This window comes from Pseudomonas umsongensis, assembly GCF_002236105.1.
Classification (GTDB): domain Bacteria; phylum Pseudomonadota; class Gammaproteobacteria; order Pseudomonadales; family Pseudomonadaceae; genus Aquipseudomonas; species Aquipseudomonas umsongensis.
The window spans coordinates 400,957-425,021 of sequence record NZ_NIWU01000001.1 but is presented as its reverse complement, the minus strand read 5'-3'; the positions used below and the strand labels follow the sequence as shown (position 1 = coordinate 425,021).

General features: G+C 62.3%; 13 protein-coding genes and 1 pseudogene. 6 read left to right on the top strand and 8 right to left on the bottom strand.

The window, feature by feature from the left end:
* Positions 1–25 precede the first annotated feature (25 nt).
* The 5 genes from lldD (at position 26) to PSUM_RS01935 (ending at position 9,063) form a co-directional block, all read left to right on the top strand.
* Entirely contained in the window at positions 26–1,171 is a 1,146-nt protein-coding gene (gene lldD / locus PSUM_RS01955; protein ID WP_020800052.1) for an FMN-dependent L-lactate dehydrogenase LldD, read from the top strand.
* Between the two features lie 37 nt (positions 1,172–1,208).
* Entirely contained in the window at positions 1,209–1,976 is a 768-nt protein-coding gene (locus tag PSUM_RS01950; RefSeq protein ID WP_083348870.1) for a metallophosphoesterase, read from the top strand.
* Between the two features lie 259 nt (positions 1,977–2,235).
* Entirely contained in the window at positions 2,236–2,754 is a 519-nt protein-coding gene (locus PSUM_RS01945) for an HIT family protein (RefSeq protein WP_083348869.1), read from the top strand.
* An 83-nt stretch (positions 2,755–2,837) separates the two neighbouring features.
* Complete coding sequence (locus PSUM_RS01940; RefSeq protein WP_083348868.1) at positions 2,838–4,544, top strand: amidase; 1,707 nt, start codon at positions 2,838–2,840, stop codon at positions 4,542–4,544.
* A gap of 421 nt (positions 4,545–4,965) precedes the next feature.
* On the top strand, positions 4,966–9,063 hold the full coding sequence (locus PSUM_RS01935) for a bifunctional nitrate reductase/sulfite reductase flavoprotein subunit alpha (protein ID WP_083348867.1): 4,098 nt from the start codon (positions 4,966–4,968) through the stop codon (positions 9,061–9,063).
* 1,912 nt (positions 9,064–10,975) lie between these two features.
* On the opposite strand, the gene PSUM_RS01920 is transcribed toward PSUM_RS01935, so the two are convergent.
* The gene (locus PSUM_RS01920; RefSeq protein ID WP_033042529.1) at positions 10,976–12,301 is read right to left on the bottom strand and encodes an OprD family porin; all 1,326 of its coding nucleotides are present in this window, start codon (positions 12,299–12,301) and stop codon (positions 10,976–10,978) included.
* A 205-nt stretch (positions 12,302–12,506) separates the two neighbouring features.
* Here PSUM_RS01920 and PSUM_RS32535 point away from each other — a divergent pair.
* A pseudogene (locus tag PSUM_RS32535) lies at positions 12,507–12,596 on the top strand (outer membrane lipoprotein carrier protein LolA); the annotation flags it as partial.
* A gap of 19 nt (positions 12,597–12,615) precedes the next feature.
* Here the strand turns inward: PSUM_RS32535 and PSUM_RS01915 are convergent.
* From PSUM_RS01915 to PSUM_RS01885, 7 genes are all read right to left on the bottom strand, one after another.
* Positions 12,616–14,259: a fatty acid--CoA ligase gene (locus tag PSUM_RS01915; RefSeq protein WP_020800021.1), complete on the bottom strand. Its 1,644-nt coding sequence runs from the start codon at positions 14,257–14,259 to the stop codon at positions 12,616–12,618.
* 19 nt (positions 14,260–14,278) lie between these two features.
* A complete protein-coding gene (locus PSUM_RS01910; RefSeq protein WP_083348865.1) occupies positions 14,279–16,057 on the bottom strand; it encodes an acyl-CoA dehydrogenase C-terminal domain-containing protein in 1,779 nt (592 codons plus the stop codon).
* A gap of 6 nt (positions 16,058–16,063) precedes the next feature.
* Positions 16,064–18,583, bottom strand: a complete 2,520-nt coding sequence (locus PSUM_RS01905; protein WP_083348864.1) for an efflux RND transporter permease subunit — start codon at positions 18,581–18,583, stop codon at positions 16,064–16,066.
* A 16-nt stretch (positions 18,584–18,599) separates the two neighbouring features.
* Entirely contained in the window at positions 18,600–19,688 is a 1,089-nt protein-coding gene (locus PSUM_RS01900; protein ID WP_033044348.1) for a WD40/YVTN/BNR-like repeat-containing protein, read from the bottom strand.
* Between the two features lie 209 nt (positions 19,689–19,897).
* Positions 19,898–21,256 carry a DUF1329 domain-containing protein gene (locus PSUM_RS01895; RefSeq protein WP_020800025.1) on the bottom strand — a complete coding sequence of 453 codons (1,359 nt, stop codon included), beginning with the start codon at positions 21,254–21,256 and terminating at the stop codon, positions 19,898–19,900.
* A 41-nt stretch (positions 21,257–21,297) separates the two neighbouring features.
* Positions 21,298–23,301 carry a DUF1302 domain-containing protein gene (locus PSUM_RS01890; protein WP_083348863.1) on the bottom strand — a complete coding sequence of 668 codons (2,004 nt, stop codon included), beginning with the start codon at positions 23,299–23,301 and terminating at the stop codon, positions 21,298–21,300.
* Positions 23,302–23,428: 127 nt separating this feature from the next.
* Entirely contained in the window at positions 23,429–23,995 is a 567-nt protein-coding gene (locus PSUM_RS01885) for an RBBP9/YdeN family alpha/beta hydrolase (RefSeq protein ID WP_020800027.1), read from the bottom strand.
* Between the last annotated feature and the right edge of the window lie 70 nt (positions 23,996–24,065).

The following is a 24,065-nucleotide window of genomic DNA, read 5'->3' as shown; positions in this document are numbered from 1 at the left end:
CCTCATCAGCCCGAGGCATCGGCCTATGATCATTTCGTCCGCATCCGACTATCGCGAGGCAGCGCGTCGCAAGCTGCCGCGTTTTTTGTTCGACTACATCGATGGCGGAGCCTATGCCGAGCATACGCTGAGGGCCAACAGCGCCGACCTGACGCAGGTCAGCCTGCGCCAACGTATCCTCAAGAACGTCGAAGCATTGAGCCTGCAAACCACCCTGTTCGATCAACGACTATCGATGCCCATCGTGTTGGCCCCGGTAGGCCTGACGGGCATGTTCGCCCGCCGGGGCGAGGTGCAGGCGGTCAAGGCTGCCGAGAAAAAAGGCATCCCGCTGTGCCTGTCCACTGTCTCGGTATGTTCGATCGAAGAAGTCTGCGCCAACACTCAACAGCCGATCTGGTTTCAGTTGTATGTCCTCAAGGACCGGGGCTTCATGAGAAATGCGCTGGAACGCGCCAAGGCTGCCGGCGTGCAGAACCTGGTGTTTACGGTCGATATGCCCACGCCCGGTGCCCGCTATCGCGATGCCCATTCGGGCATGTCCGGTCCCTACGCATCGTCCCGGCGCATGCTGCAGGCCATGACCCGGCCCGACTGGGCCTTCAACGTCGGCCTGCTGGGCCGCCCGCATGACCTGGGCAACGTATCGAAGTATCTCGGCAAGGCCGTGACCCTCGAAGACTACATCGGCTGGCTGGCCAATAATTTCGACCCCTCGATCAGTTGGAGCGACCTGGAGTGGATTCGCGATTTCTGGAAGGGCCCGATGATCATCAAGGGTATTCTCGACCCTGAGGACGCCAGGGATGCGGTGAGTTTTGGCGCGGACGGCATTGTCGTCTCCAACCACGGCGGCCGCCAGCTGGACGGTGTGCTCTCCACGGCCCAAGCCTTGCCGCCTATCATGCAAGCGGTCGGCGATGACCTCAAGGTGCTGGTCGACTCGGGGATCCGCTCGGGACTGGACGTGGTGCGCATGTTGGCCCTGGGAGCAAAGGGGGTACTCCTGGGACGCTCCATGGCCTATGCCTTGGCGGCCGACGGTCAACGCGGGGTGGAAAACATGCTGGATATTTTCGCCAAGGAAATGCGCGTGGCGATGACCTTGACAGGCGTCACCGCCATCGACCGGATCGACGAATCGATTCTGGTGCGTCATCCTCTCAAGTAACCAGCCGACGACGTTCAATCCTGCCAGGAACCGTTCCATGCGCATCGCCTTGCTTTCCGATATCCACTTGTCCGTAGACGCCATGCCATTCCCGGCTGTGGAGGCCGATATCGTGGTCCTGGCCGGTGACATTTCCCGACCGGCCGCGGCCATCGACTGGGCCAGGTCAAGCCCGGCGCCGGTGTTGTACGTGGCGGGCAATCACGAATTTTATGGCAGTGACCTGATCTCTACCTACGAGCAGTTGCACAGGTTGTCGCAAGGCACTCCGATCCACGTCCTGGAACGCACCGCATACGTTCATCACGGCGTACGCTTCCTGGGCTGTACCCTGTGGTCAGACTACCGTCTCTTCGATCGAGCGGAAGATCGGGCGCAGGGTATCGACATGGCCACCCGGCTGATCCGCGACTTCAGCCGAATCAAGGTTGCGCCTGACTTCCCAGACCTGTTCACGCCGGCCCTTTCCCAGATGCTGTTCATGCAGACGGTCGCCTGGCTGGAAGAATGTTTTGCCGCCGACCCCGGCATCCCCACGGTAGTGATCTCGCATTTCGCGCCGACCCGGTCGAGCATTAGCCCGGCGTTCGCCGATTCGCCGATCAACGCAAGTTTCGTCTCAGACCTGCAGGAGCGGATCGAGGCGTGGCAGCCCGCGCTTTGGCTGCATGGCCATACCCATGGCAGCTTCGATTATCGGATCGGCGACACCCGGGTCATCTGCAATGCCCGGGGCTATGCCAAAGAGGGCGTCAATGAAAATGCTCGATTCAATGCCGCCCATGTGATCGAGCTGAACCTGTGAAACCCGTTGCCATGCTCGGCTGGCGGCCCCTGCCCGCCTCATACCAAAGCATTACCCTGCTACACCCTTGTCCAGTGGTCGCGAGCAATGTTTACCCCTACATTGCCAATACCTGAAGGGCACAGTGCCATAAACCCTTTGGGCCCTGCTCATGGACTCGGCGCAAAAAGCGTATCGCACCGCGCAATGCTGGATTTAGAATCGATCGTGGCCACCCCCACTCGCCCCCTTCGGCAGTTTCGCCAACGGACATAGACCCATGGACATCGCACCCCGTTTCATCATTCATGAAACCGCCCACTGGATCCTCAACCACCATATGTCTTCGGCGCTCCCCGGCTATCTGGTGCTGGGCACCCGGCACAACGCCAATTCGCTGTCCGACCTGCCCGAGCAGGCCCTGGTGGAGATGGGCGTGCTGCTCGCCAGCATCCAGAAAACCCTGCAAGCGGAGTTGAAGCCCAAGTGGCTCTATATCAGCCGCTTCGGCCATGATCCACGCTTCCCCATCCATTTTCATTACATACCGGTCTACCAGTGGGTCGAGGACCAGTTCTGGGAGGATGAGCGCTACCGGCTGCTGGAAAACTTCGGCACCAGCGCCGCCGCGCGCACACTCACCGATGGCGCTGAAATGACCCTGTTCATCTGGCGTGAATTTGGCGAGAACTCGCAACTACCGGCCATTGAAGGGCCTTCGATCGACCAGGTCATCGACCATTTGCGCACCTGTTTCAATCCGGCGAACCAGCGCCTGCGTCTTCAAGTCGATCGCTGACTTCGGCGATCACGGTGCTAACATGACGGGCGTACCCGGATGCCTCCTCAGCGCATCCCCCATCAACAGTCGGCAGTCACCGCATGATCGAAGTCACCGAAGTTTCCATTGCCCAACTGCGCGCTGCGCTCGAATCCGGCCAGACCACTGCCGTTGAGCTGGTCCAGGCTTATCTGGCCAGGATCGATGCCTACGACACGCCCCAGACGCCCACCGCGCTCAACGCGGTGGTGGTGCGCAACCCCGACGCCTTGAAAGAGGCACAGGCCAGCGATGCCCGTCGAGCCAAGGGCCAAACGCTGGGCCCGCTCGATGGCATCCCCTATACGGCCAAGGACAGTTATCTGGTCAAGGGGCTCACCGCCGCCTCCGGCAGTCCGGCTTTCAAAGACCTGATCGCCTATCGCGATGCATTCACCGTTGAGCGCTTGCGTGCTGGCGGTGCCATCTGCCTGGGCAAGACCAATATGCCGCCAATGGCCAACGGCGGCATGCAGCGTGGCGTGTACGGCCGCGCAGAAAGCCCGTACAACGCCGACTACCTCACCGCCCCCTTCGCCTCGGGCTCTTCGAACGGCGCAGGGACGGCCACCGCCGCGAGTTTTGCCGCCTTCGGCCTGGCTGAAGAAACCTGGTCGAGCGGTCGCGGCCCTGCGTCCAACAATGGCTTGTGTGCCTACACGCCGTCACGCGGCGTGATCTCGGTGCGCGGCAACTGGCCGTTGACGCCGACCATGGACGTCGTCGTGCCGTTTGCCAGGACCATGGCCGACCTGCTCGAGGTGCTTGACGTGGTGGTGGCCGAGGACCCCGACACCCGCGGCGACCTGTGGCGCATGCAACCCTGGGTGCCGATTCCGCCCGTCGCCTCGGTCCGCCCCGCGTCTTACCAGGACCTGGCCGCCAATGCCGCGGCACTGGCCGGCAAGCGTCTGGGCGTACCACGCATGTACATCAACGCCGACCCTGAAGCCGGCACCAGTGAAGCCCCTGGCATCGGCGGCCCGACCGGGCAGCGCATCCACACCCGGCCTTCGGTGATCGGGCTCTGGGAACAGGCACGCCAGGCCTTGCAGGCCGCCGGCGCCGAAGTCGTCGAGGTCGATTTTCCCCTCGTCTCCAACTGTGAAGGCGATCGCCCCGGTGCACCAACCGTGTTCAATCGCGGGATCGTGTCCAAGGAATTCCTGCATCACGAGCTGTGGGACCTGACGGCCTGGGCGTTCGACGATTTCCTGCAGGCCAACGGCGATCCGAAATTGAACCGTCTGGTGGATGTCGACGGGCCACTGATTTTCCCGCACGACCCGGGCACCTTGCCCAACCGCGAAGGCGACCTGGCCGCCGGCATGGACGAGTACGTGCGCATGGCCGAGCGCGGCATTACCCCGTGGGACCAAATCCCGACGGTGCCTGATGGCCTGCGCGGCCTGGAACAGACCCGCCAGATCGATCTTGAGCAGTGGATGGATGGGCTGGGGCTCGATGCAGTGATTTTCCCGACGGTCGCCGACGTCGGCCCGGCCAATGCCGACGTTGATCCGGCAGCGGCGGACATCGCCTGGAGCAACGGTGTCTGGGTGGCCAACGGCAACCTCGCGATACGTCACCTGGGTGTGCCGACGGTCACCGTGCCGATGGGGGTCATGCCGGATATCGGCATGCCCGTGGGGCTGACCTTTGCCGGTCGCGCCTATGACGACTCGAGCCTGCTGCGCCTGGCGTCGGCGTTCGAGGCCTGTGGTTCGAAGCGCTTGATTCCACCGCGCACGCCACCGCTGGGCAAGTGATAATGCGGTTGGGACTGGAGCGGAACAGGCGCCAGTCCCGCCACCGCCACCGACTGGTGCACTTGGGTGCACATGGCGCTTTATAAAAGTGCAGGCAACCGGTGCGCACCGTTCATTTGAACCGCTGTTCAACGATTCCCTCCTGCACTCCCCTCGCCGACGATCCGCACAAGACCGCGCTTTTCATCCGGCAAAGCCGTGCGCTCGCAGCCCCGCCCGCCTGCGTATCGACAACGATCGCGACCTCAAGGGCATTTCTGGCGCGTGACTTGCTAGGAACACCTCAACCCTGCAGTCAACGCTGATTGCATGCATACGACAAAGGCGCCGTGTGTCCCCCGTTTTTTCTGACGGTGGGCCGCATGGCGCCTTTTTTGTTTCCGGCATCGGCAACGGCCGGCAAAAGATTCGAGGGACGAGGATGACAAGCAAAACCGTACGCAGTGTATGTCCCTATTGTGGTGTGGGCTGCGGCATCGTCATGCAGGTCGAAAACAACCGCGTGGTCAAAGTCAGCGGCGACAAGGAGCACCCGAGCAACGCCGGCAGGCTCTGCACCAAGGGCACCACCTGCGGCCAGGCCATCGCCGAGTCGGGCCGGATGGAACACGCCTACCTGCGCCAGGAACGCCGCCGCGATCCGGTGCGCATTGCCATGGATAAAGCCATCAGCGAGACGGCCAACCGACTGCGCGACACCCTCGATCGCCACGGCCCCGATGCATTGTCGTTCTACGTGTCCGGGCAAATGTCGCTGGAAGCCCAATACCTGATCAACAAACTGGCCAAGGGTTTTGTCGGAACCGCAAACATAGAGTCCAATTCCCGCCTGTGCATGGCCAGCGCCGGCAGCGGCTACAAGCTCTCCCTCGGTTCTGATGGCCCTCCGGGCTCGTATCAGGACTTCGACCAGGCGGACCTGTTTTTCGTCATCGGCGCCAACATGGCCGACTGTCACCCGATTTTGTTCCTGCGCATGATGGACCGGGTCAAGGCCGGAGCGAAGTTGATCGTGGTCGATCCACGGCGCAGCGCCACCGCGGACAAAGCCGACCTGTTCCTGCCGATCAAGCCGGGCACCGACCTGGCATTGCTCAATGGCTTGCTGCATCTGCTGGTGAAAAACGGTCACACCGACCCGGCGTTCATCGCGGCGTTCACCGAAGGCTGGGAGGCCATGCCGGAATTTCTCGAGGACTATCCGCCGGACAAGGTCGCACACCTCACCGGTCTGCCCGAGGCGGACATTCGCCAGGCCGCGCAATGGATCGGCGAAGCCGCACAGTGGATGAGCTGCTGGACCATGGGGCTGAACCAAAGCACCCACGGCACCTGGAACACCAACGCCCTGTGCAACCTGCACCTGGCCACCGGCGCAATTTGCCGGCCGGGCAGCGGGCCGTTCTCCCTGACCGGGCAACCGAACGCCATGGGTGGCCGTGAGATGGGCTATATGGGGCCAGGCCTACCCGGCCAGCGTTCCATGCTGGTGGAGGCGGACCGCGCGTTCATCGAAGATTTGTGGAGCATCCCCCGCGACCGCTTGCCGCGCAAAGCCGGTGGCGGCACCGTGTCGATGTTCGAAGACATGAGCGCAGGACGAATCAAGGCCTGCTGGATCATCTGCACCAACCCGGTGGCGTCGGGCCCCAACCGCCAGAAAGTGATCGACGGCCTGCAGGCGGCAGAGCTGGTCATCACCCAGGACGCCTACCTCGACACCGAGACCAACCGTTACGCCGACATCCTGCTGCCCGGCGCGCTCTGGGCCGAGGCCGAGGGCGTTATGATCAACTCCGAACGCAACCTGACGCTGATGCAAAAAGCCGTGGAGCCCCCGGGCGAGACGCTGCCCGACTGGCAGATCATCGCGCGGGTGGCCTGCGAAATGGGCTTCGCCGCGGCGTTCACCTACAGCACTGCCGACGCGGTGTTCGAAGAGATCAAGCGCGCCTGGAACCCCAAGACCGGCTATGACATTCGCGGCGCCAGCTACCCGCGCCTGCGCAACAAACCCTTGCAATGGCCCTGCGCCAGCGCTAGCGCGGCGGAACGCAATCCGATTCGCTACCTCAACAATGGCGAGAGTCAGGCACTCAGGGTCGAAGCCGACGGCAGCCAGCCGACGATCGTCTTCCCCACCGAGCGCGGCAAAGGCATCTTTCTCGCCCGTCCGCACATGGCGCCAGCGGAAATGCCCGATGAAACCTTTCCCTTCGTACTCAACACCGGGCGCTTGCAGCATCAGTGGCACACCCTGACCAAGACCGGCAAGGTGGCGACCCTGAACAAGCTCAATCCGGGCCCCTTCGTCGAGATCCATCCCGAGGATGCCAGCGCCCTGGGCATCAAGGACAAGGACCCGGTCGAGGTACGTTCGGTGCGAGGTCGGGCCGTGCTTCCGGCGGTGGTGAGCGACCGCGTGCGCCAGGGCAACTGTTTTGCGCCTTTTCACTGGAACGATGTGTTTGGCGAGAACCTGGCGATCAATGCCGTGACCAACGATGCCGTCGACCCGATCTCGCAGCAGCCCGAATTCAAATTCTGTGCGGTCGCCCTGCAACGTGTCGAACTGATCGACCATCAGTTCCTGCAAACGCCAGCGCCTGCCACCGTCGACTCATCCCCCTTACCAGAGGAACTCGCCATGTCGAGCATCGAGACCTTTGCCGATCTCGCGGGCATCCGTTGCCTGCCCTCCCCGCCATTGAACGACAGTGAGCGCACCTACCTCGCCGGTTTTCTCAGTGGCCTGCAATCGCCAGCAGGGCGCCAGGCGGCTGGGGTGCCGGTGCTGCCGCCCAGCGCGCCGTTGGCCACCGAGACTCGTCTGTGGCTGGACGGGCTCCTGGGCGGATTGTTCAGTCGGGTTGATGCGGGTGTAGCTGATCAGGCTGCAACCCTGGCGGGCGTCACCGCCGAAAATGCCCCCGCGGTGACCTTGCTCTGGGCGTCGCAAACCGGCAATGCCGAAACCCTGGCCGAGCGCCTGGCCGCGCGCCTGCGCGATGCCGGCTTCGCCGTGGAGCTGAGCGCGATGGCCGACTTCCCCGCCGGCAAGTTGGCCAGCACGCAGAATCTGGCCTTGATCAGCAGCACCTTCGGCGATGGCGATCCGCCGGACAATGGCGAAGGTTTCTGGCACACCCTCAGCACCGCCCAGACGCGTCTGGAGTCATTGCGCTTTGCCGTGCTGGCCCTGGGTGACCCGGCCTACGACCGATTCTGCCAGCACGGCAAACAGCTCGATCAGCGCCTGCAGGAACTGGGCGCCACCCGCCTGCTGGAACGGGTCGATTGCGACACCGAATTCGAGGAGCGCGCCGATACCTGGCTGGCGCAATTGCAGAAGACCCTCAGGCCCGAAGCTGTGGTCGTCGCGCATAGCCACACTGCCGCCAGCGCTGCCCAGACACCCGGCAAGGCCAAGCCCCATGCTTCGCGGCTGCTGGCCAATCTTCACCTGAACCGCCAGAGCCCGCACAAGGAAACCCGCATGTTTTCCCTGGACCTGGCGGATTCTGGACTGGGTTATGAGGCGGGTGACGCGCTGGGCGTCCATCCGCGCAATTGTCCGGAACTGGTCGACGAGTTGCTCGACTTGACCCGGTTAAATGGCGAGACGCCGGTGAGCGTCGATCAATGCGCCGAGGTGTCGTTACGTCAGGCACTGACCGAACACTTCGAAATCGCTCGGCCCAACAGCGACACCCTGGCTTTCATCGCCGAACGCAGCGCCAATCCCGGTTTGAAACAGTTGCTGGGCACTGAGCATAAGGCTCAGTTGAAAGAATGGTTGTGGGGCCGGCAACTGGCGGACGTGCTGCAGGAATATCCACTGGACTGCTCGGCGAGCGAGCTCCTGGGCACCTTCAAGCGCTTGCAGCCGCGCCTGTATTCCATCGCTTCGAGCGCCAAGGCGCATCCACGGGAAGTCCATCTCACCGTGGCGGCGGTGCGCTACGGCAAGCGCAAGGGCGTGTCCTCGACCTTCCTCGCCGACCGCGCGCAGGACGCCGAGGTACCGGTTTTCGTCCAGCCAGCCAGACACTTTCGCGTGCCGAACGAAGGTGATGTGCCGATGATCATGATCGGCCCCGGCACCGGGGTCGCGCCCTTCCGCGCCTTCCTGCAGGAGCGCCGGGCGCGGGGCGACCAGGGCAAGAACTGGCTGTTCTTCGGTGAACAGCACGCCGCCAGCGACTTCTACTACCGCGACGAACTGCAAGGCATGCAGCACGATGGCCTGCTGACGCACCTGAGCCTGGCGTTTTCCCGTGACCAGGCCGAGAAAATCTACGTGCAGGACCGCATCCGCGAACAAGGCGCCGCACTCTGGCGCTGGCTGCAGGACGGCGCCCGGTTGTACATCTGTGGAGACGCCAGCTGCATGGCCAAGGACGTCGACCAGGCCTTGCGCCAGGTCGCCCAGCAACACGGTGGACTGGACTCGCAAGGCGCCGCTGATTACTGGCGGCAGATGAGTGAGCAGAAGCGTTATTTGCGGGATGTTTATTGAGTGGTTGGTGGGTGTCGGTGACAGTGCCGACCTTCATCGGCGCCTCTACCAACATTGATCGATGCCACGTCGAAGTTGTTTGGGGAGTACATATCCATTGCTGCGGTAACGGCGGCTTATGGTTTCGCTTTTACAGCGACTCCCTTTTTCAAACACCAAAAAGGAAGCAAAAGGCTTTGCCCCACCACTTGGTGCCTCGCTAGGGCTCGGCATGCCAGAACGAAGGCATTGCTCCGTGGGTCGCCGCGATGGGCCGTCCCTGGCCCAGCGCGGCTAAACCGGCGTCCTGCCGGTTTACCCACTGCGCAATGCCTGCGTTCGGCCATCGTGGTTAACGGGGCGCCCGCGATCAACAGCAAAGCGAGGCGGCCTGACAGCCGACCTGACTTTTTCGGGTGCACCTGGATCCCCTGTGGGAGCGAGCCTGCTCGCGATTGATCGTTCCCACGCTCTGCGTGGGAATGCCGCCAGGGACGCTCCGCGTTCCGCTGACGACGCATTAATTGAGCCGTGCGCAACGGTGATGCGGGGCGTCGCAAGAAGCCCTGTGTGAAATTGGTTGTCGGAGTGCATATCCATTGCTGCGGTAACGGCGGCTTATGGTTTCGCTTTTACAGCGACTCCCTTTTCCAAACGCCGAAAAGGAAGCAAAAGGCTGTGCCCCACCACTCGGTGCCTCGCTTGGGCTCGGCATGCCCTCTCTCCGGCATTGCTCCGTGGGTCGCCGCGATGGGCCGTCCCTGGCCCAGCGCGGCTAAACCGGCGTCCTGCCGGTTTCCCCACTGCGCAATGCCTGCGTTCGGCCATCGTGGTTAACGGGGCGCCCGCGATCAACAGCAAAGCGAGGCGGCCTGACAGCCGACCTGACTTTTTCGGGTGCACCTGGATCCCCTGTGGGAGCGAGCCTGCTCGCGATTGATCGTTCCCACGCTCTGCGTGGGAATGCCGCCAGGGACGCTCCGCGTTCCGCTGACGACGCATTAATTGAGCCGTGCGCAACGGTGATGCGGGGCGTCACAGGAAGCTATGTGAGATTTATTGTCGGAGTGCATATCCATTGCTGCGGTAACGGCCTCCTATGGTTTCGCCCTTACGGCGACTCCCTTTTTCAAACGCCAAAAAGGAAGCAAAAGGCTTTGCCCCACCACTTGGTGCCTCGCTTAGGCTCGGCATGCCCTCACTCCGGCATTGCTCCGTGGGTCGCCGCGATGGGCCATCCATGGCCCAGCGCGGCTAAACCGGCGTCCTGCCGGTTCACCCACTGCGCAATGCCTGCGTTCGGCCAGCGTGGTTAACGGGGCGCCCGCGATCAACAGCAAAGCGAGGCGGCCTTAAAGCCGACCTTACCTTCGCAGATACATCCAATCCCCTGTAGGAGCGAGCATGCTCCGGGCGGCGTTCCGACGATGGGCGTCAACGATAACGCGGGGCACCTGGTAGCCCGCGGTGCTCTCAGGTTCATCGCGAGAAGGCTCGCTCCTACAGGGGATCGCGGACAGACCAGCAATCAGGTCGGCTTTAAGGCCGCCTCGCTTTGGCTTTTGCTTTGCTTTGGCTTTTGATGTTCTTGCCCCCTCGAGAGGCTGAGAGGAGGTTCTGCATAGTGGGTAAACCGGCATGGATGCCGGTTTAGCCGCGCTGGGCCATGGATGGCCCATCGCGGCGACCCACGGAGCAGGACCGGAGCGAGGGCATGCCGAGCCCTAGCGAGGCACCGAACGCCAGGGGCAAGAGCCCTTGGTTACTTGGGGCTTTCCAAGTGACTCGCTGTAAGAGCGAAACCGTAGGTGGCCGTTACCGCAGGTATGGATATGTACTCCGACAACAAATAATAGGTCGGCTATCAGGCCGCCATCGCCGGCAAGCCTGGCTCCTACAAGGGTTTCATTCCGCCGTGAGTTCGTAACGGGCGTTACAGCAGCGACAGGGTGTAGTTGATGATGAAGCGATTCTGCTCAACATTGCGCCCGGCATCGGTGTTCGACTTGCCATTGCGCACGCTGAAGGCAAGCCCCCTGAGCGAACCCGACTGAATCACATAGTCCAGCGTCATATCACGCTCCCACTCAGACTGGTCTGCAGCGTTTTGCGCCTTGATGTCCGTGCCCTTGAGATACGCCACTGACGCCTTCAGGCCAGGGATTCCAAGGGGCGCGAAGTCATAGGTGTATTGACCGAAACGGGTTCGCTCCCCGGCGCGGGCAAAGCTCTGGATCATGCGATCGGTGGGCAGGTAGACGCTGCCACCACCCGCGCCTTTATCCACCAGGCTGCCCTGGTTGGGCTGGACGAAGTTGCTGCCATCGCCCACTTGCTGGTAACCGAGCGCCACGGCATGGCCGCCGTTGGTATAGGTAACCATGGCAGCCCAGGTGTCGTTATCGATTTCACCGTTGTTGTCATCGGTGTAACCCGAGACGCGATAGCCTTGCGCTCTACCTGCGGCGGAGCTGTTGGCACCGCTGGAGGTGGTGCGGAAATAGCGCAGGTCCGTGGTGATGGCGCTTGCACTGTCGATGGCCAGGCTGTGTGTCAGGCCGAGGAAGTTCTGGTTGTAGAAGTCTTCCAACTGCGCGAAGTAGTACTGTGCCTTCAGCGCCTTGGTCACCTCGTAGTCGCCCCCGGCGAAATAGAACTTGTTGCTGTCCCGGGTACCACCGGCAACCGACAGGCCGGTTCGATCGGTCGAGGCACGACCGACTGCGTGCTCCAGCAACCCGCCGGTCAGGGTCAGGCCATCGATGTCTTTTGACGTGACCTGGCCGCCGGTGAACGATTGCGGCAGCACGCGGGCATCGTTGGACAGCAGTATCGGCAGCTTCGGCAACAACGTGCCGTAACGCAGTTCGGTCTTGGCGATGCGCATCTTCGCCGTGGGACCGAAGCTGCTCCAGGCATCGGCCGCACCGTCGCCCTTCGAGGGAATCATGCCGCTGCCGACGTGGCGACCGGCGCCGCTGTCCAGGGTAATCCCTTGCAACGCCTGGGCATCAAGCCCGAACCCCAGGGTGCCTTGGGTGAATCCCGACTCATAACGCAGCACAAAACCCTGGGCCGCCTCTTCGGTCTTGGAAGGGTCTGCGCTGCCGTCGCGGTTATCGCTGTTGAAGTACAGGGTACGCATGGAAAGGCTGGCCTTGCTGTCTTCCAGAAAGCCGCGTGCGCCAGGCTCTGCTGCCTGTGCGCCGATCGAACCGCCGAACAACAGGATGGCGGCGGGAATTGCTCGTTTGAACATGCGGTACTCCTCAAGAGGGTCACGTCGAAATATTTGTGAAACTCTTAGAACATTTCGAGGCACGAACTTCAAACGAGATGAAAGTAATTTCCGTAGAGGGATAAGAGTTGTCGCAATGAGGTACGCAACCTCATGGTTTTTGAAAAACGACCAGGGGGATTTTCATCGAAATCGGACGTGCCGAAGGCCCCCTGTAGGAGCGAGCATGCTCGCGATGGTCGTCAACGATGACGCTGGCTACCTGACACCCCGCGGTGCTCTCGGGTTTCTCGCGAGCATGCTCGCTCCTACAGTGGGTTATGCGTCACGGTTGCTCAGACCAGCGCCTGTTCCCGGATCAGCTTCTTGTTGATCTTGCCAACGCTGGTCTTGGGAATCTCAGCCACGAACTTGAACTGCTTGGGAATCGCCCATTTATTGATCCGGCCGATCTCGACGAACCCTTGCAGGTGCGCCTCGAGGATCTTGCGGTCCAGGTACTGTCCCGGCTCGCACACCACCAGGGCCATGGGCCGTTCTCCCCATTGCTCATCGGCAATGCCCACCACCGCGACCGACAGCACCGCCTGGTGTTCGCTGATCAGGCTTTCCAGCTCCAGGGAGCTGATCCACTCCCCGCCGGTCTTGATCACGTCCTTGATGCGATCCTTGATTTCCACACCGCCCAACGGGTCGATGGAAGCCATGTCGCCAGTGTGCAACCAGCCGTCCTGCCACAGCTCGGCGCCTTTTTGCGGCTCCTTCAAGTAGCCTTGTGTCAGCCAGGGCGCGCGCACCACGATCTCGCCCAGGGACTCGCCGTCATGGACCACGTCATTGCCACTGGCATCGATGATTTTCAGGTCGACCATCGGCACCGGGGTACCGGTCTTGATGCGTGTCGGCAGTTGCGCCTGGGCCGATAGCTTGCGGTCTTCATCGCGCAGGTAAGTCAGGCACAGCAGCGGGCAGGTTTCCGACATGCCGTAGCCAGCGTGCACCACCATGCCTTTTGCACTGGCTTCGCTGGCAAGACCCAAGGGCAGCGCACTGCCACCCAGGAGCATTTTCCAGCCGTTGAAATCGGCGGACTTGCCTTGCTCACAGGTGAGGAGCATTTGCAGGATGGTTGGCACACAGTGGGAAAACGTCACCTTCTCCTCCTGATAAAGCCGGACCAGGCTATTGGGTTCGTAGCGGCCGGGGTACACCTGCTTGATGCCCATCAGGGTAGCGACGTAAGGCACGCCCCAGGCATGCACATGGAACATCGGCGTGATCGGCATGTACACGTCATCGGAACGCAGCAGCGGCGTCCCCTGGTAGACGCCCAATGTCCCCACGGCATTCAAGGTGTGCAGGACCAACTGGCGATGGGTGAAATACACGCCCTTGGGGTCGCCGGTGGTGCCGGTGGTGTAGAACAGCGTCGCTACCGAATTCTCGTCGAAATCGGGAAAGTCATACTGGTCCGAACACTGCGACAGCAACTGCTCGTACTCGCCCTGCACGGGTAATGAAGTATCGGATGCCTGGTCATCGGTGAGCTGCACAAAGCCTTTGACCGTGGTCAGCCGCCCCTGGATCTGCTCGACCAGCGGCAGGAAATCGTCATGCACCAGCACCAGGTCATCCTCGGCGTGGTTCATGGTGAACAGCACCTGCTCCGGCGACAGGCGAATGTTCACCGTGTGCAGCACCGCGCCAATCATCGGCACGGCGAAGAAGCATTCCAGGTAGCGGTGGCTGTCCCAGTCAAGCAGGGCCACGGTGTCCCCGGCCTTGACCCCGGCCGCAGTCAACGCATTGGCCAGGCGGCGGATGCGCTGGTTGAGGGTCTGGTAGCTGTAGCGCAGCTTGTCGGCGTAGACGATTTCCCGACCCGGTTCGTAGCGCACCCCGGACAGCAGCAATTGCTTGATCAGCAAGGGATAGGCATAGGCGCCTTCGGCGGGTGGAATTATTTTTGTCGCCATCATGATTAAGGTTCCTTGTCCTTTAGAACTGGTCGGCTTGCAGCTCGTAGAGGCAGTCGCTTCCGGCTTTGGCCGATGCGCTCAACGAGTGGATACGTGGCAGCAACCGGGCGAAGTAGAAACGCGCGGTGGCCAGCTTGCTGGTGTAGAAATCGTCCTCGGCATCGCCGCTGACGACGGCCTTGGCCATGCGCGCCCACATGTAGGCGTACGCGGTGTAGCCAAACACGTGCAGGTACTCGACCGAGGCCGCGCCGATTTCATTTGGGTTGCCCTGTGCCCGATCCAGCAGCCACGCGGTCAGTTCATCGAGGGTGTCCACGGCGGCGTTCAACGGCTGGGTGAACTCATCAAGTTCGGCGCTGGCGTTGGCGGTGAAGTTGCGGATTTCCGAAGCAAACAGGCGGTAGAGCGCCCCGCCGCTGCCGACAATCTTGCGCCCGGCCAGGTCCAGGGACTGGATGCCGTTGGTGCCTTCGTAGATTTGCGTGATGCGCACGTCGCGCACCAGTTGCTCCTGGCCCCACTCGCGAATGTAGCCATGGCCGCCGAAAATCATCTGCCCGTGCAGGGTCGTTTCCAGGCCCATGTCGGTGAGAAATGCCTTCGCCACCGGGGTCAACAACGACACCAGTTCCTGGGCACGGGTGCGGGCTGTCGGGTCTTCGCTGTATTTGGCGATGTCCAGTTGCAGGGCCACGTAGCTGGAAAACGCACGGCCACCTTCGTTCAGGGCCTTCATGGTCAACAGCATGCGCCGCACGTCAGGGTGGACGATGATCGGGTCGGCGGCCTTGTCTTTGTTCTGCGCGCCGGTAGGTGCACGGCTCTGCAAGCGATCACGGGCATAGGCGACGGCGTTCTGGTAGGAACGCTCGCCCTGCGCCAGGCCCTGGATGCCCACGCCCAGGCGCTCATAGTTCATCATGGTGAACATCGCCGCCAGCCCCTTGTTCGGCGCATCGACGATCCAGCCGGTGGCGCCGTCGAAGTTCATCACGCAGGTGGCCGACGCCTTGATCCCCATCTTGTGTTCGATGGAGCCGCAGGACAGCGCATTGTTTTCACCCAGCGATCCGTCGGCGTTGACCAGCACCTTGGGCACCAGGAACAGCGAGATGCCTTTTGGGCCTGCCGGGGCATCGGGCAGTCGCGCCAGTACCAGGTGGATGATGTTTTCGGTCAGGTCGTGGTCGCCGCCGGTGATGAAAATCTTGCTGCCGCTGACCTTGTAGCTGCCATCGGCCTGGGGCTCGGCGCGAGTGCGGATCATGCCCAGGTCGGTGCCGGCATGGGCCTCGGTCAGGCACATGGAACCGGTCCAGGTGCCGGCGTACATGTTCGGCAGGTAACGCGCCTTGAGTTCTTCACTGGCGTGCGCCTTGATCGACAGGCAGGCGCCGGCGGTCAGCATCGGGTACAGGCCGAACGACAGGCTGGCCGAGTTGACCATCTCTTCGACCTGGGCCGAAATCGCCTTGGGCATGCCCATGCCACCGTACTGCGGATCTCCGCCGACACCGACCCAACCGCCTTCGGCGAAGGCTTGATAGGCCTCGGCAAAACCCTCTGGCGCGGTGACCGAACCATTGCTCCAGGTACAGCCCTGCTCGTCGGTGGCGCGGTTCAAGGGTGCGATGACTTCGCCACTGATCTTGCCGGCTTCTTCGAGGATGGCGGCAGCGGTTTCTTCATCGATCACGTCGGCCAGGCCAGGCAAACTGGCCCACAGCCGGGACACCTGGAAGACCTCGTTGAGGACGAAGCGCATGTCGCGCAGGGGAGCTTTGTAATCAGACATCTTGACTTACTCGGAAGTGGTCACGGCATGGGGCATGCCGGGACGTTCAGTGGATTCAATGATTTCGGCTGCCGCAATAGCGCCGGGTTGCGGTGCCCGTTCACGCAGCAGGAAGTACGACAGGGCGGGAATCAGGATCAGCGCACCGAGCATGTTCCACAGGAACATGAAGGTCAGCAGGATGCCCATGTCGGCCTGGAACTTGATCGGCGACCAGACCCAGCACACCACGCCGGCGGCCAGGGTGATACCGACCAGCCCGACCACCCGGCCGGTGAACGACACGGCGTTACGGTAGGCTTGGGACAGCGGCAGGCCCTGGCGCTGGAAGTGCAATTGCACGCTGAGCAGATACAGTGCGTAGTCCACACCGATCCCCACACCCAGGGCGATCACCGGCAAGGTCGCGACTTTCACGCCGATGCCCATGGCCACCATCAGCGCTTCGCACAGGATCGAAGTCAGCACCAGCGGCAGCAGCGCCACCAGCGTGGCGCGCCAGCTGCGGAAAGTGATCAGGCAGAACAGGGTTACCGCCAGATAGACGTACAGCAGCATGGTACGGTTGGCCTCGCGCACCACGATGTTGGTGGCCGCTTCGATCCCGGCACTGCCGGCCGCCAACAGAAACTGGCGATCGTCAGTACTGTTTTCCTTGGCGAACTTGTCGGCAATCGCCACCACGGCATCCAGGGTCTCCGCCTTGTGATCCTTGAGGAAGGCAATCACCGGCATCAGCGAGCAGTTGTTGTTGAACAGCTCCGGAGAGTTAACCGAGGCTTGCTGCGCGGCGTAGTTCAGCACGTCCTGGTTGCGCTGGATGCTGTTGAGCTTGGGGTTGCCTTCATAGGTGCCGGCGGTGATCTGGCGTACCGCGTTGACCAGCGAGGACGTCGCCTGCACACCCGGATACTGCTGCAGCTCCCAGGCCAGGCGGTCCGCGAGGATCAAGGTCTGGTAGTTCAGGCAGCCTTCCGGCGCGGTCTTGATCATCACCGCGAACAGGTCGCTGGACAGCGCGTAGTGGCTGGTGATGTAGGCGTTGTCGCGGTTGTAGCGCGAGTCGGCGCGCAACTCCGGCGCCCCACTTTCAAGGTCGCCGATCTTCAGTTGCAGGCTGACCATGAAGCCGCCAATGCCCATCAGCACCGCGACCAGCACGGCGCCCGTCGCCCACTTGCGCGTTGTGAAGCGATCGAGCAGGTCCCAGAGTTTGCCGAAGCCCTTGTGGTGCTCGGCACGGTTGTCGATTTTCAGCGCACGCTCGGCCGCCTTGCGGCCGACGCCGATGTAGGACAGCGCCACCGGCATCAGCAACAGTGAGGTGAAGATCAGTACCGCGACACCGATGCTGGCGGTGATCGCCAGGTCCTGGATCACCGGAATGTCGATCAGCATCAGCACGGCAAAGCCCACGGCGTCGGCCAGCAATGCGGTGACGCCAGCGATGAACAGGCGGCGGAAGGTGTAGCGCGCGGCAATCAGTTTGTGGGTGCCACGGGCGATGTCCTGCATGATGCCGTTCATCTTCTGCGCGGCGTGTGACACACCGATGGCGAAGATCAGGAACGGTACAAGCACCGAGTACGGGTCGATGGCGTAGCCCAGCCAGGCGACGATGCCCAGTTGCCAGACTACCGCGATCAGCGAGCAGCCGACCACCAACAAGGTGCTGCGCACACAACGGGTGTAGGCGTAGATGATGATCAGCGAAGTGACCACGGCCAGCCCGAAGAACATCATCACCTGGATCAGGCCGTCGATCAGGTCGCCCATCAGCTTGGCGAAACCGATCACCCGCACCTTGTACGGGCCCTTGCCCTCTTCCCCGGATTTACGCGCCGCGCTGTCGCCGGCGAATTCGATCTTGTCGCGCAACTGCTCTTCGAGCATCTGCGAGAACTGATGGTAGTTGATGCGCTGGCCACCTGCGGCGGACTTGTCCAGCAGCGGTACGACGAGCATGCTCGACTTGTAGTCGCTGGCGACCAGGCTGCCGACGATGCCGGCGCGGGAAATGTTCTGGCGCAACTGTTCGATTTGCTCAGGTTTGCCCTCATAGGTATCAGGCATCACCGGGCCACCCTGGAAGCCTTGCTCGGTGACTTCAGTCCAGCGTACCGCCGGGCTCCACAAGGACTTCATCCACGCACGGTCGACGCCTTCAGTGAGGAACAACTGGTCGTTGACCTGCTTGAGTACGTCAAGGTACTGAGGGTCGAAAATGTCACCCTGGGTGTTCTCGACCACCACCCGCACCGAGTTGCCCAGGCCGCGCAGCGACTGGCGGTTCTCCAGGAAATTCTGGATGTAGGGCTGGCTCTGCGGAATCATTTTTTCGAAGCTGGGGCGCAGTTCCAGGCGGGTCACCGCCATGAAGCCCAGGACCACGGTGGCCAAGGCCATCAGCAGCATGAACAGCGGACGGTAGTTGAACACCAGCCGTTCGAGCAGGTTGCCGGAGCGGCGGTCGAAATCACGCAGCTCGCGAATCACCGGCATGGCGTCTTGTTTGATATTGCCCATGTCTGGGTTCTCGCTCTTAGGGTTCGAGGGCTGGATCGGCGGCTAACACCTGGGCGCCACGGCTGCCCGCTACCACCAATGCGCCGTCGGCGGACTGGGTGGCACCGGCAACCGGGGTGCGTGCCGGTTGCTGCACCAGGTGCATGTGCGCACCTGTGCCCTGGCTGACCAGCATCTGCCCGCCCTGGGTGAACAGGCGGTAATGGCCACGGGCATCGACGAGGCCGGCGGTAATGCTGATGTGCAGCCCAGTGTCCAACGGGGTCCAGCTCTGCCCGCCGTCGGTACTGCGCAGCACGTTGCCGCGCAAGCCGTAGACGAGCACTTCGCCAGGCTTGCCGATGACACCGAAGAAGCTGCCCTGATAGGGCGTCTCCACGGCGGCGAAGCGTTGAGCCTGCTCATCCCATTTGAGCAACAGGCCTTGTTCGCCGGCGATGTACAGGCTGTCACCAGTGGAGGCGATGGCATTGAGGTGCAAGCCTTGCGGGTTGTCGGTGCGATCCTGCAACGGCGTCCAGCTCATGCCGCCATCGTCAGTGCGCAGGATCAGGTTGAACACGCCGACCACATAGCCGACTTGGTCATTGGCGAACCACACATCGAGTAGCGGTTTATCGGCACCCTGCTCCAGCAGTCGCTGACCTTCGGCGACCAGCAGCGGCCACTGTTCGTTGCCCGGCTCGGCACTGGCCAGCGCCGTGTAATGCTTGACCAGCAAGTTGCCGATCTGGCGGCCGTCGAGTTGCTTGTTCCAGGTCGCGCCAGCGTCGCTCGTGTGCAACACCACACCGTCATTGCCCACCGCCCAGCCCTGGGTGGGACCGGAAAAACTCACGGCGGTCAAGTCGGCGCTGACCGGTACGGCAGCCTGCTGCCAGTGCTTGCCAGCGTCATCGGAAAACAGGATATGGCCGCGCTGGCCAACGGCGATCACGCGCTCACCGGCGCGGGCCATGCCGGACAGCGGGCTATTGCTGGCCAAGGCACTGACCCTGGCAGGCAGGTCCAGCACATCAACGTAATCGGCTGCGTGGGTGACGCCCTGCAACAGGCCGAGCGCCAGGCCAAACGCCACGTGCTTGAAATTCTTATACGAACACATACCGCGTCCTCTTCGGAAAACCGCGCCGGGACACACATCGGTGTGCCTGACGTTCAAACCTTGCGCCGTGCAGGTCATGTGGGAGCGAGCCTGCTCGCGATGGACCAGAGGGCGACGCGGGCATCCAGACAGCACGCGTCATCGTTAACGTCCATCGCGAGCAGGCTCGCTCCCACAGTGGATCGTGCGAGCGTCTGCTTGCGGTTTGCTTAGCGAATGCCGCTGCCGGCCAGGGATTCCGACGACCACTGGGCCTTGGAGAGCGGATCGATGTACTTGATGCCGCCGTAAGGGCCGACTACACCGTTGATGTTGTAGGAGCCACCGACCAGGTCGTAGATCATGAAAGGCGTGGAGTCCGGCACCTGCTTGTCATAGCTCTGGCTGAGGAACGCGAAGGAACCACGATAGAGCTGGCCACGGGCGTCATACTGATCCGAGGCCAAAGCGCTCCAGCTGTCTTCGTCGAGGTAGAAGCGGCGCTTGGCATAGATGTGCCGGGCACCGGCCTTGAGGTTGCCTTCCACGACCCATACGCGGTGTTTTTCCCAGCGCACGAAGTCTGGTGCGAGGTGATTGGCGGTGGTCAGCGACTTCGGATCCTGGGCGTAGGTCAGCTTGTAGGTGTTGTAGGGCACGATCATTTCCTGCTTGCCCACCAGCTTCCAGTCGTAGCGATCCAGCGCACCGTTGAACACGAACACATCGTCATAAGTGCCCGCACCCGCAGTCCCTGGGTTCGGCGTGTCGTACGCCAGGTTAGGCGCCAGCTTCACCCGACGCTGCCCCGGCAGGTATTGCCAGGCGCGGCGTGGTTGCTGCAGCGGGTTGGCCGCGTCCTTGAGCATTACCGCCTCGCCGGCGCGACGTGCCGGGCCGGTGTAGGACAGCTTCATCTGGTAGTACACATCGGCGCTGCTGATCGGCTGCGTCAGGTTCTCGTAGATCGGATAGGAGATGAACGCCTGCCCGGTGGTGGCCAGGCTTGGCACGCCGGCGGAGTCAACGTTCCAGGAGTCGTACTTGGAGTTGATGCTCACGCCCTGATAACGCAAGAGGAAGTTCCACATTGCTTCGTTGCCCGATTGCGGAATCGGGAACGGTACGCCCGGCAGCACGTTGTCGATGGCCAACCCGCCTTCGAGTGACTTGGCGCCGCTGGCGTTCTTCACGCCGTTATCGAGGATGGCTTTTGGCAGCGAAACGGTGCGGTGGGTCGGGAACACGTCGACACGGAAAGTCGGAAAGCGCTTGGCCAGTTCCACCGTGGTGGCGGTGAGCATGCCCTTGTACTGGTCGACGTTCTTGCCATCGATCACCAGCAGCGGTTTTTCACTGGCAAACGGGTCCGGGCGCATGCTGTCACCGGCTTTGAAACTGGCTGGCGGCGTGGTCAGGCCACCGTTGTAGGCCGGAATCGAACCATCGGCATTGCCGGCCTTTTCGGCGCCCACCAGGGTCAGGCTGGTGCCCAGCTTGGCAGCGTCCTGGGTTGAAACAGCGGCCTGTACCTGGGCGGCAAGGACCATGGCCAGCGAAGCGGCCAACACGGTTTTCACGAATTTCATCTTGTTATTCTCCTGCTTGCATTGAGCAAATCAGTGGTGCATCAAAAGGTTGTTTTCATCGTCAGGTACACAGCGCCACGGTCCTCAGTCGTGGCACCACCACCGGAAAAGGACGAATAGCCACCGGCGTAACAGGCGTAGTTTTCGTTGCCGCTGAAGGCATTCGGCGCAGCGCCGTCACCTCCGGTCGGGCCAGTACTCACGCCACTGACATTGCACTTGTCGGCCTTGCCGAAAGAGTCCACGTATTTCAGGTCGACGAAGTATTTGTTGTACACAACGGCGCCGAGGCCGACTGCGTAGTTACCGGTGTCCTTGGCACCGCCACCGGAAACCGGTGAAACGCCATCGAGACCGAGGTTGACGGACATCGGTGCATTGAGGTCGACACCGGGAAACACCTGGTACCAGGTCGGTGTGAAGTTGACCGCGATGCCCCAGTTGTCACGGGTCGGCTGATCGATACCGTGGTAAGTGCCCTTGCCTTTGTAGAGCGCTTCGTTCTTGCTATCGAGCTTGAGCAAGTTGCTGTAGTACAACTCGGCGAGCAGGGTCGCCGAATCGAACACGGGCGTTTTCGGCATGGTCATCAGACCGTTGACCGTCCAGTGCAGGGTGTCGCCGGTGGCGGCCATGCTGTCGCCCTTTTCCGGGGTGTCATAGATCACGCCGGTTCCGGGTGTGCGCGCCGGCAGCAGGCCGAGCCCCTGGCCCAGGCCCAGGGGACTGGTGGTGCTGACGACGGCTGGAATACTGGCCAGCGGCATGTTGTGCCGGACGTTCAGGTCCGAGCCCACGCTCACCCCGCCCACGTCCTTGGACAGGCTCAGGCCAACGATCTTGATGTTGTCGGCATAGGCCATCTGATAGGTGGCGGTGCTCAGCGAGTTGAGCGTATTGATGACCGCGGGCACCTGGCCGGCTGGCCGGGTTCCGTTCGGGTTGGCCGAACTCAGGCCACGGGCATCGAGCCAGGCTTGCGGGAGGATTTCCGAGGTTTCGCGGTAATAGACGCCGAGGGTGCCGTCCAGCCAGGCGGGTGACCATTTGGCCATGAGGCCCCAGTCGCCGCGCTTGTCCGGGGTCAGGTCGTGCCCGCGACGCACGTTGGTCAAGCCGTTGCACGGCGCCAGGCCGCAACCCAGAGGGCTGCCAGGCACGACAGCATTAGTGTTACCCAGCAGGAACGACTGCGCGCCGAAACCGACCAGGTCGGAACCGCCGTAGTAGGTGCCGGCTTCTGGAAGACGCGCTTCATCCCAGTCGAGGAAGTATTGGGCCGCCAGGGTCAACTCAGGGTTGACGGTGAACGACATCGACAGCTGATTGCGCGGTACGAACAGCTCCTTGGCTTCGGTGCCCGGCGACGCGGCCAGCTTGGCCAGGTCCAGGCCGGACTGGCCGTAGCTGATCGAATGCACCGGATTGAGAATGGTCTCGCCCCAGAACACGTTGTGCTGGCCAGCCTTGAAGCTCAGCATCGACTCCTCGCCCACTTCGGTGCTGTAGAACACGAAGGCGTCGAGGATTTCGCCGGACGGACCCGTGTAGTAACGCTGGGCATAGTTGCTCAGGTGCGGGCTGCCATTGCCGACGTTGTCATTGGTGACCCCGGCCAGGCGCGGGTCGTTGGCGATCAGGCCCGAGGTCGAACCGTTGCCGTTGACGAACGGGTTGGAATTGGAACCGGTGTTCTCGTAGGCCTTGTCGTACCAACCGGCGGCGCTTACGCGAAAGCCCATGTGGTTCTGATAAACCACGTCCATCTCGGTCAACAGGTCGACGCGGTTGGTGATGTTGGTGCCAGACCTACGGAAGTTGTAGTCGCCGTCGTTGTTGTTGGGCGTGCCCAACATACGTTTGTCCGCGCTTTCGGTGCGTACGCCGTAGTTGTACTTGACGGTGTTATCCACGCGAACGTTCCAGTCCGGGTTACCTGTCTCGATCTCGACCGCATGGGCCGTCGGCACCGTTGCCGCGAGAATGGCCGAGGCCAGCAAGGTGTAGCGTGAAGCGGTGAACCCGTGACTCTTGTTGTGGTGCATAGCGTTGTCTCCGCCTTTTTGTATTTGTTTTAAGCGCAGCAGGCCCCGCGTAACCCCTTGTTCCAGGGGTTTACGTTTTTCAGGATAGGGGCGGATACCGGATGGCGCGGGCCAACCGGCGCCTGAACTAGCGATCCAGCTCGAGGATCAGGGCTTCGGCTTGCGGCCAGTGCCCGTACCCGGCAGCAGGATTGAGATGACCGACATCGCCCAGGTTGAGCAGCTCGCTACCCCAGCCTTCGGCCAGGTGCGTAACGGCTTGCAGGCTGGCGAGGTGGTCGTTGGTACTGGCGGCCACGAGGCTGCGAAATGGCAGCGGGCCTTTGGGTAGAGGGTCCCACCCCTGGCTACGCAGGGTTTCAGGCGATGGGTAGCCAGACGGCCAAGGGGCATCGAGGTCAGGTGGAGCGGCCAGCAGCGCGCCCTTGATCGGCCGGCTGTGCTGCGCGGCCCAGTGCGCGACCATCAGGACACCGGCGCTATGGGCGACCAGGATCACCGGCCCGTCGATCTGTTCCAGTGCATGCTGGATCGCTTGCACGCGTTTGTTGCAATCGAGCTTGTCGGCCTCCAGCGGCGGCACGCTACGTACCTTGCTCAGCCTGGCTTCAAGCAACGTCTGCCAATGTTCGGCGACGTGCTCACGCAGGCCCGGTACGATCAGAACGGTTGCGGCAGTTTGCAGTTTGTCCACTTCAACACCTACGCTTTCTCGATGACTCGACTGGCTCTGTCGCCAGGGGCTTTTTGTAGGACTGACATTA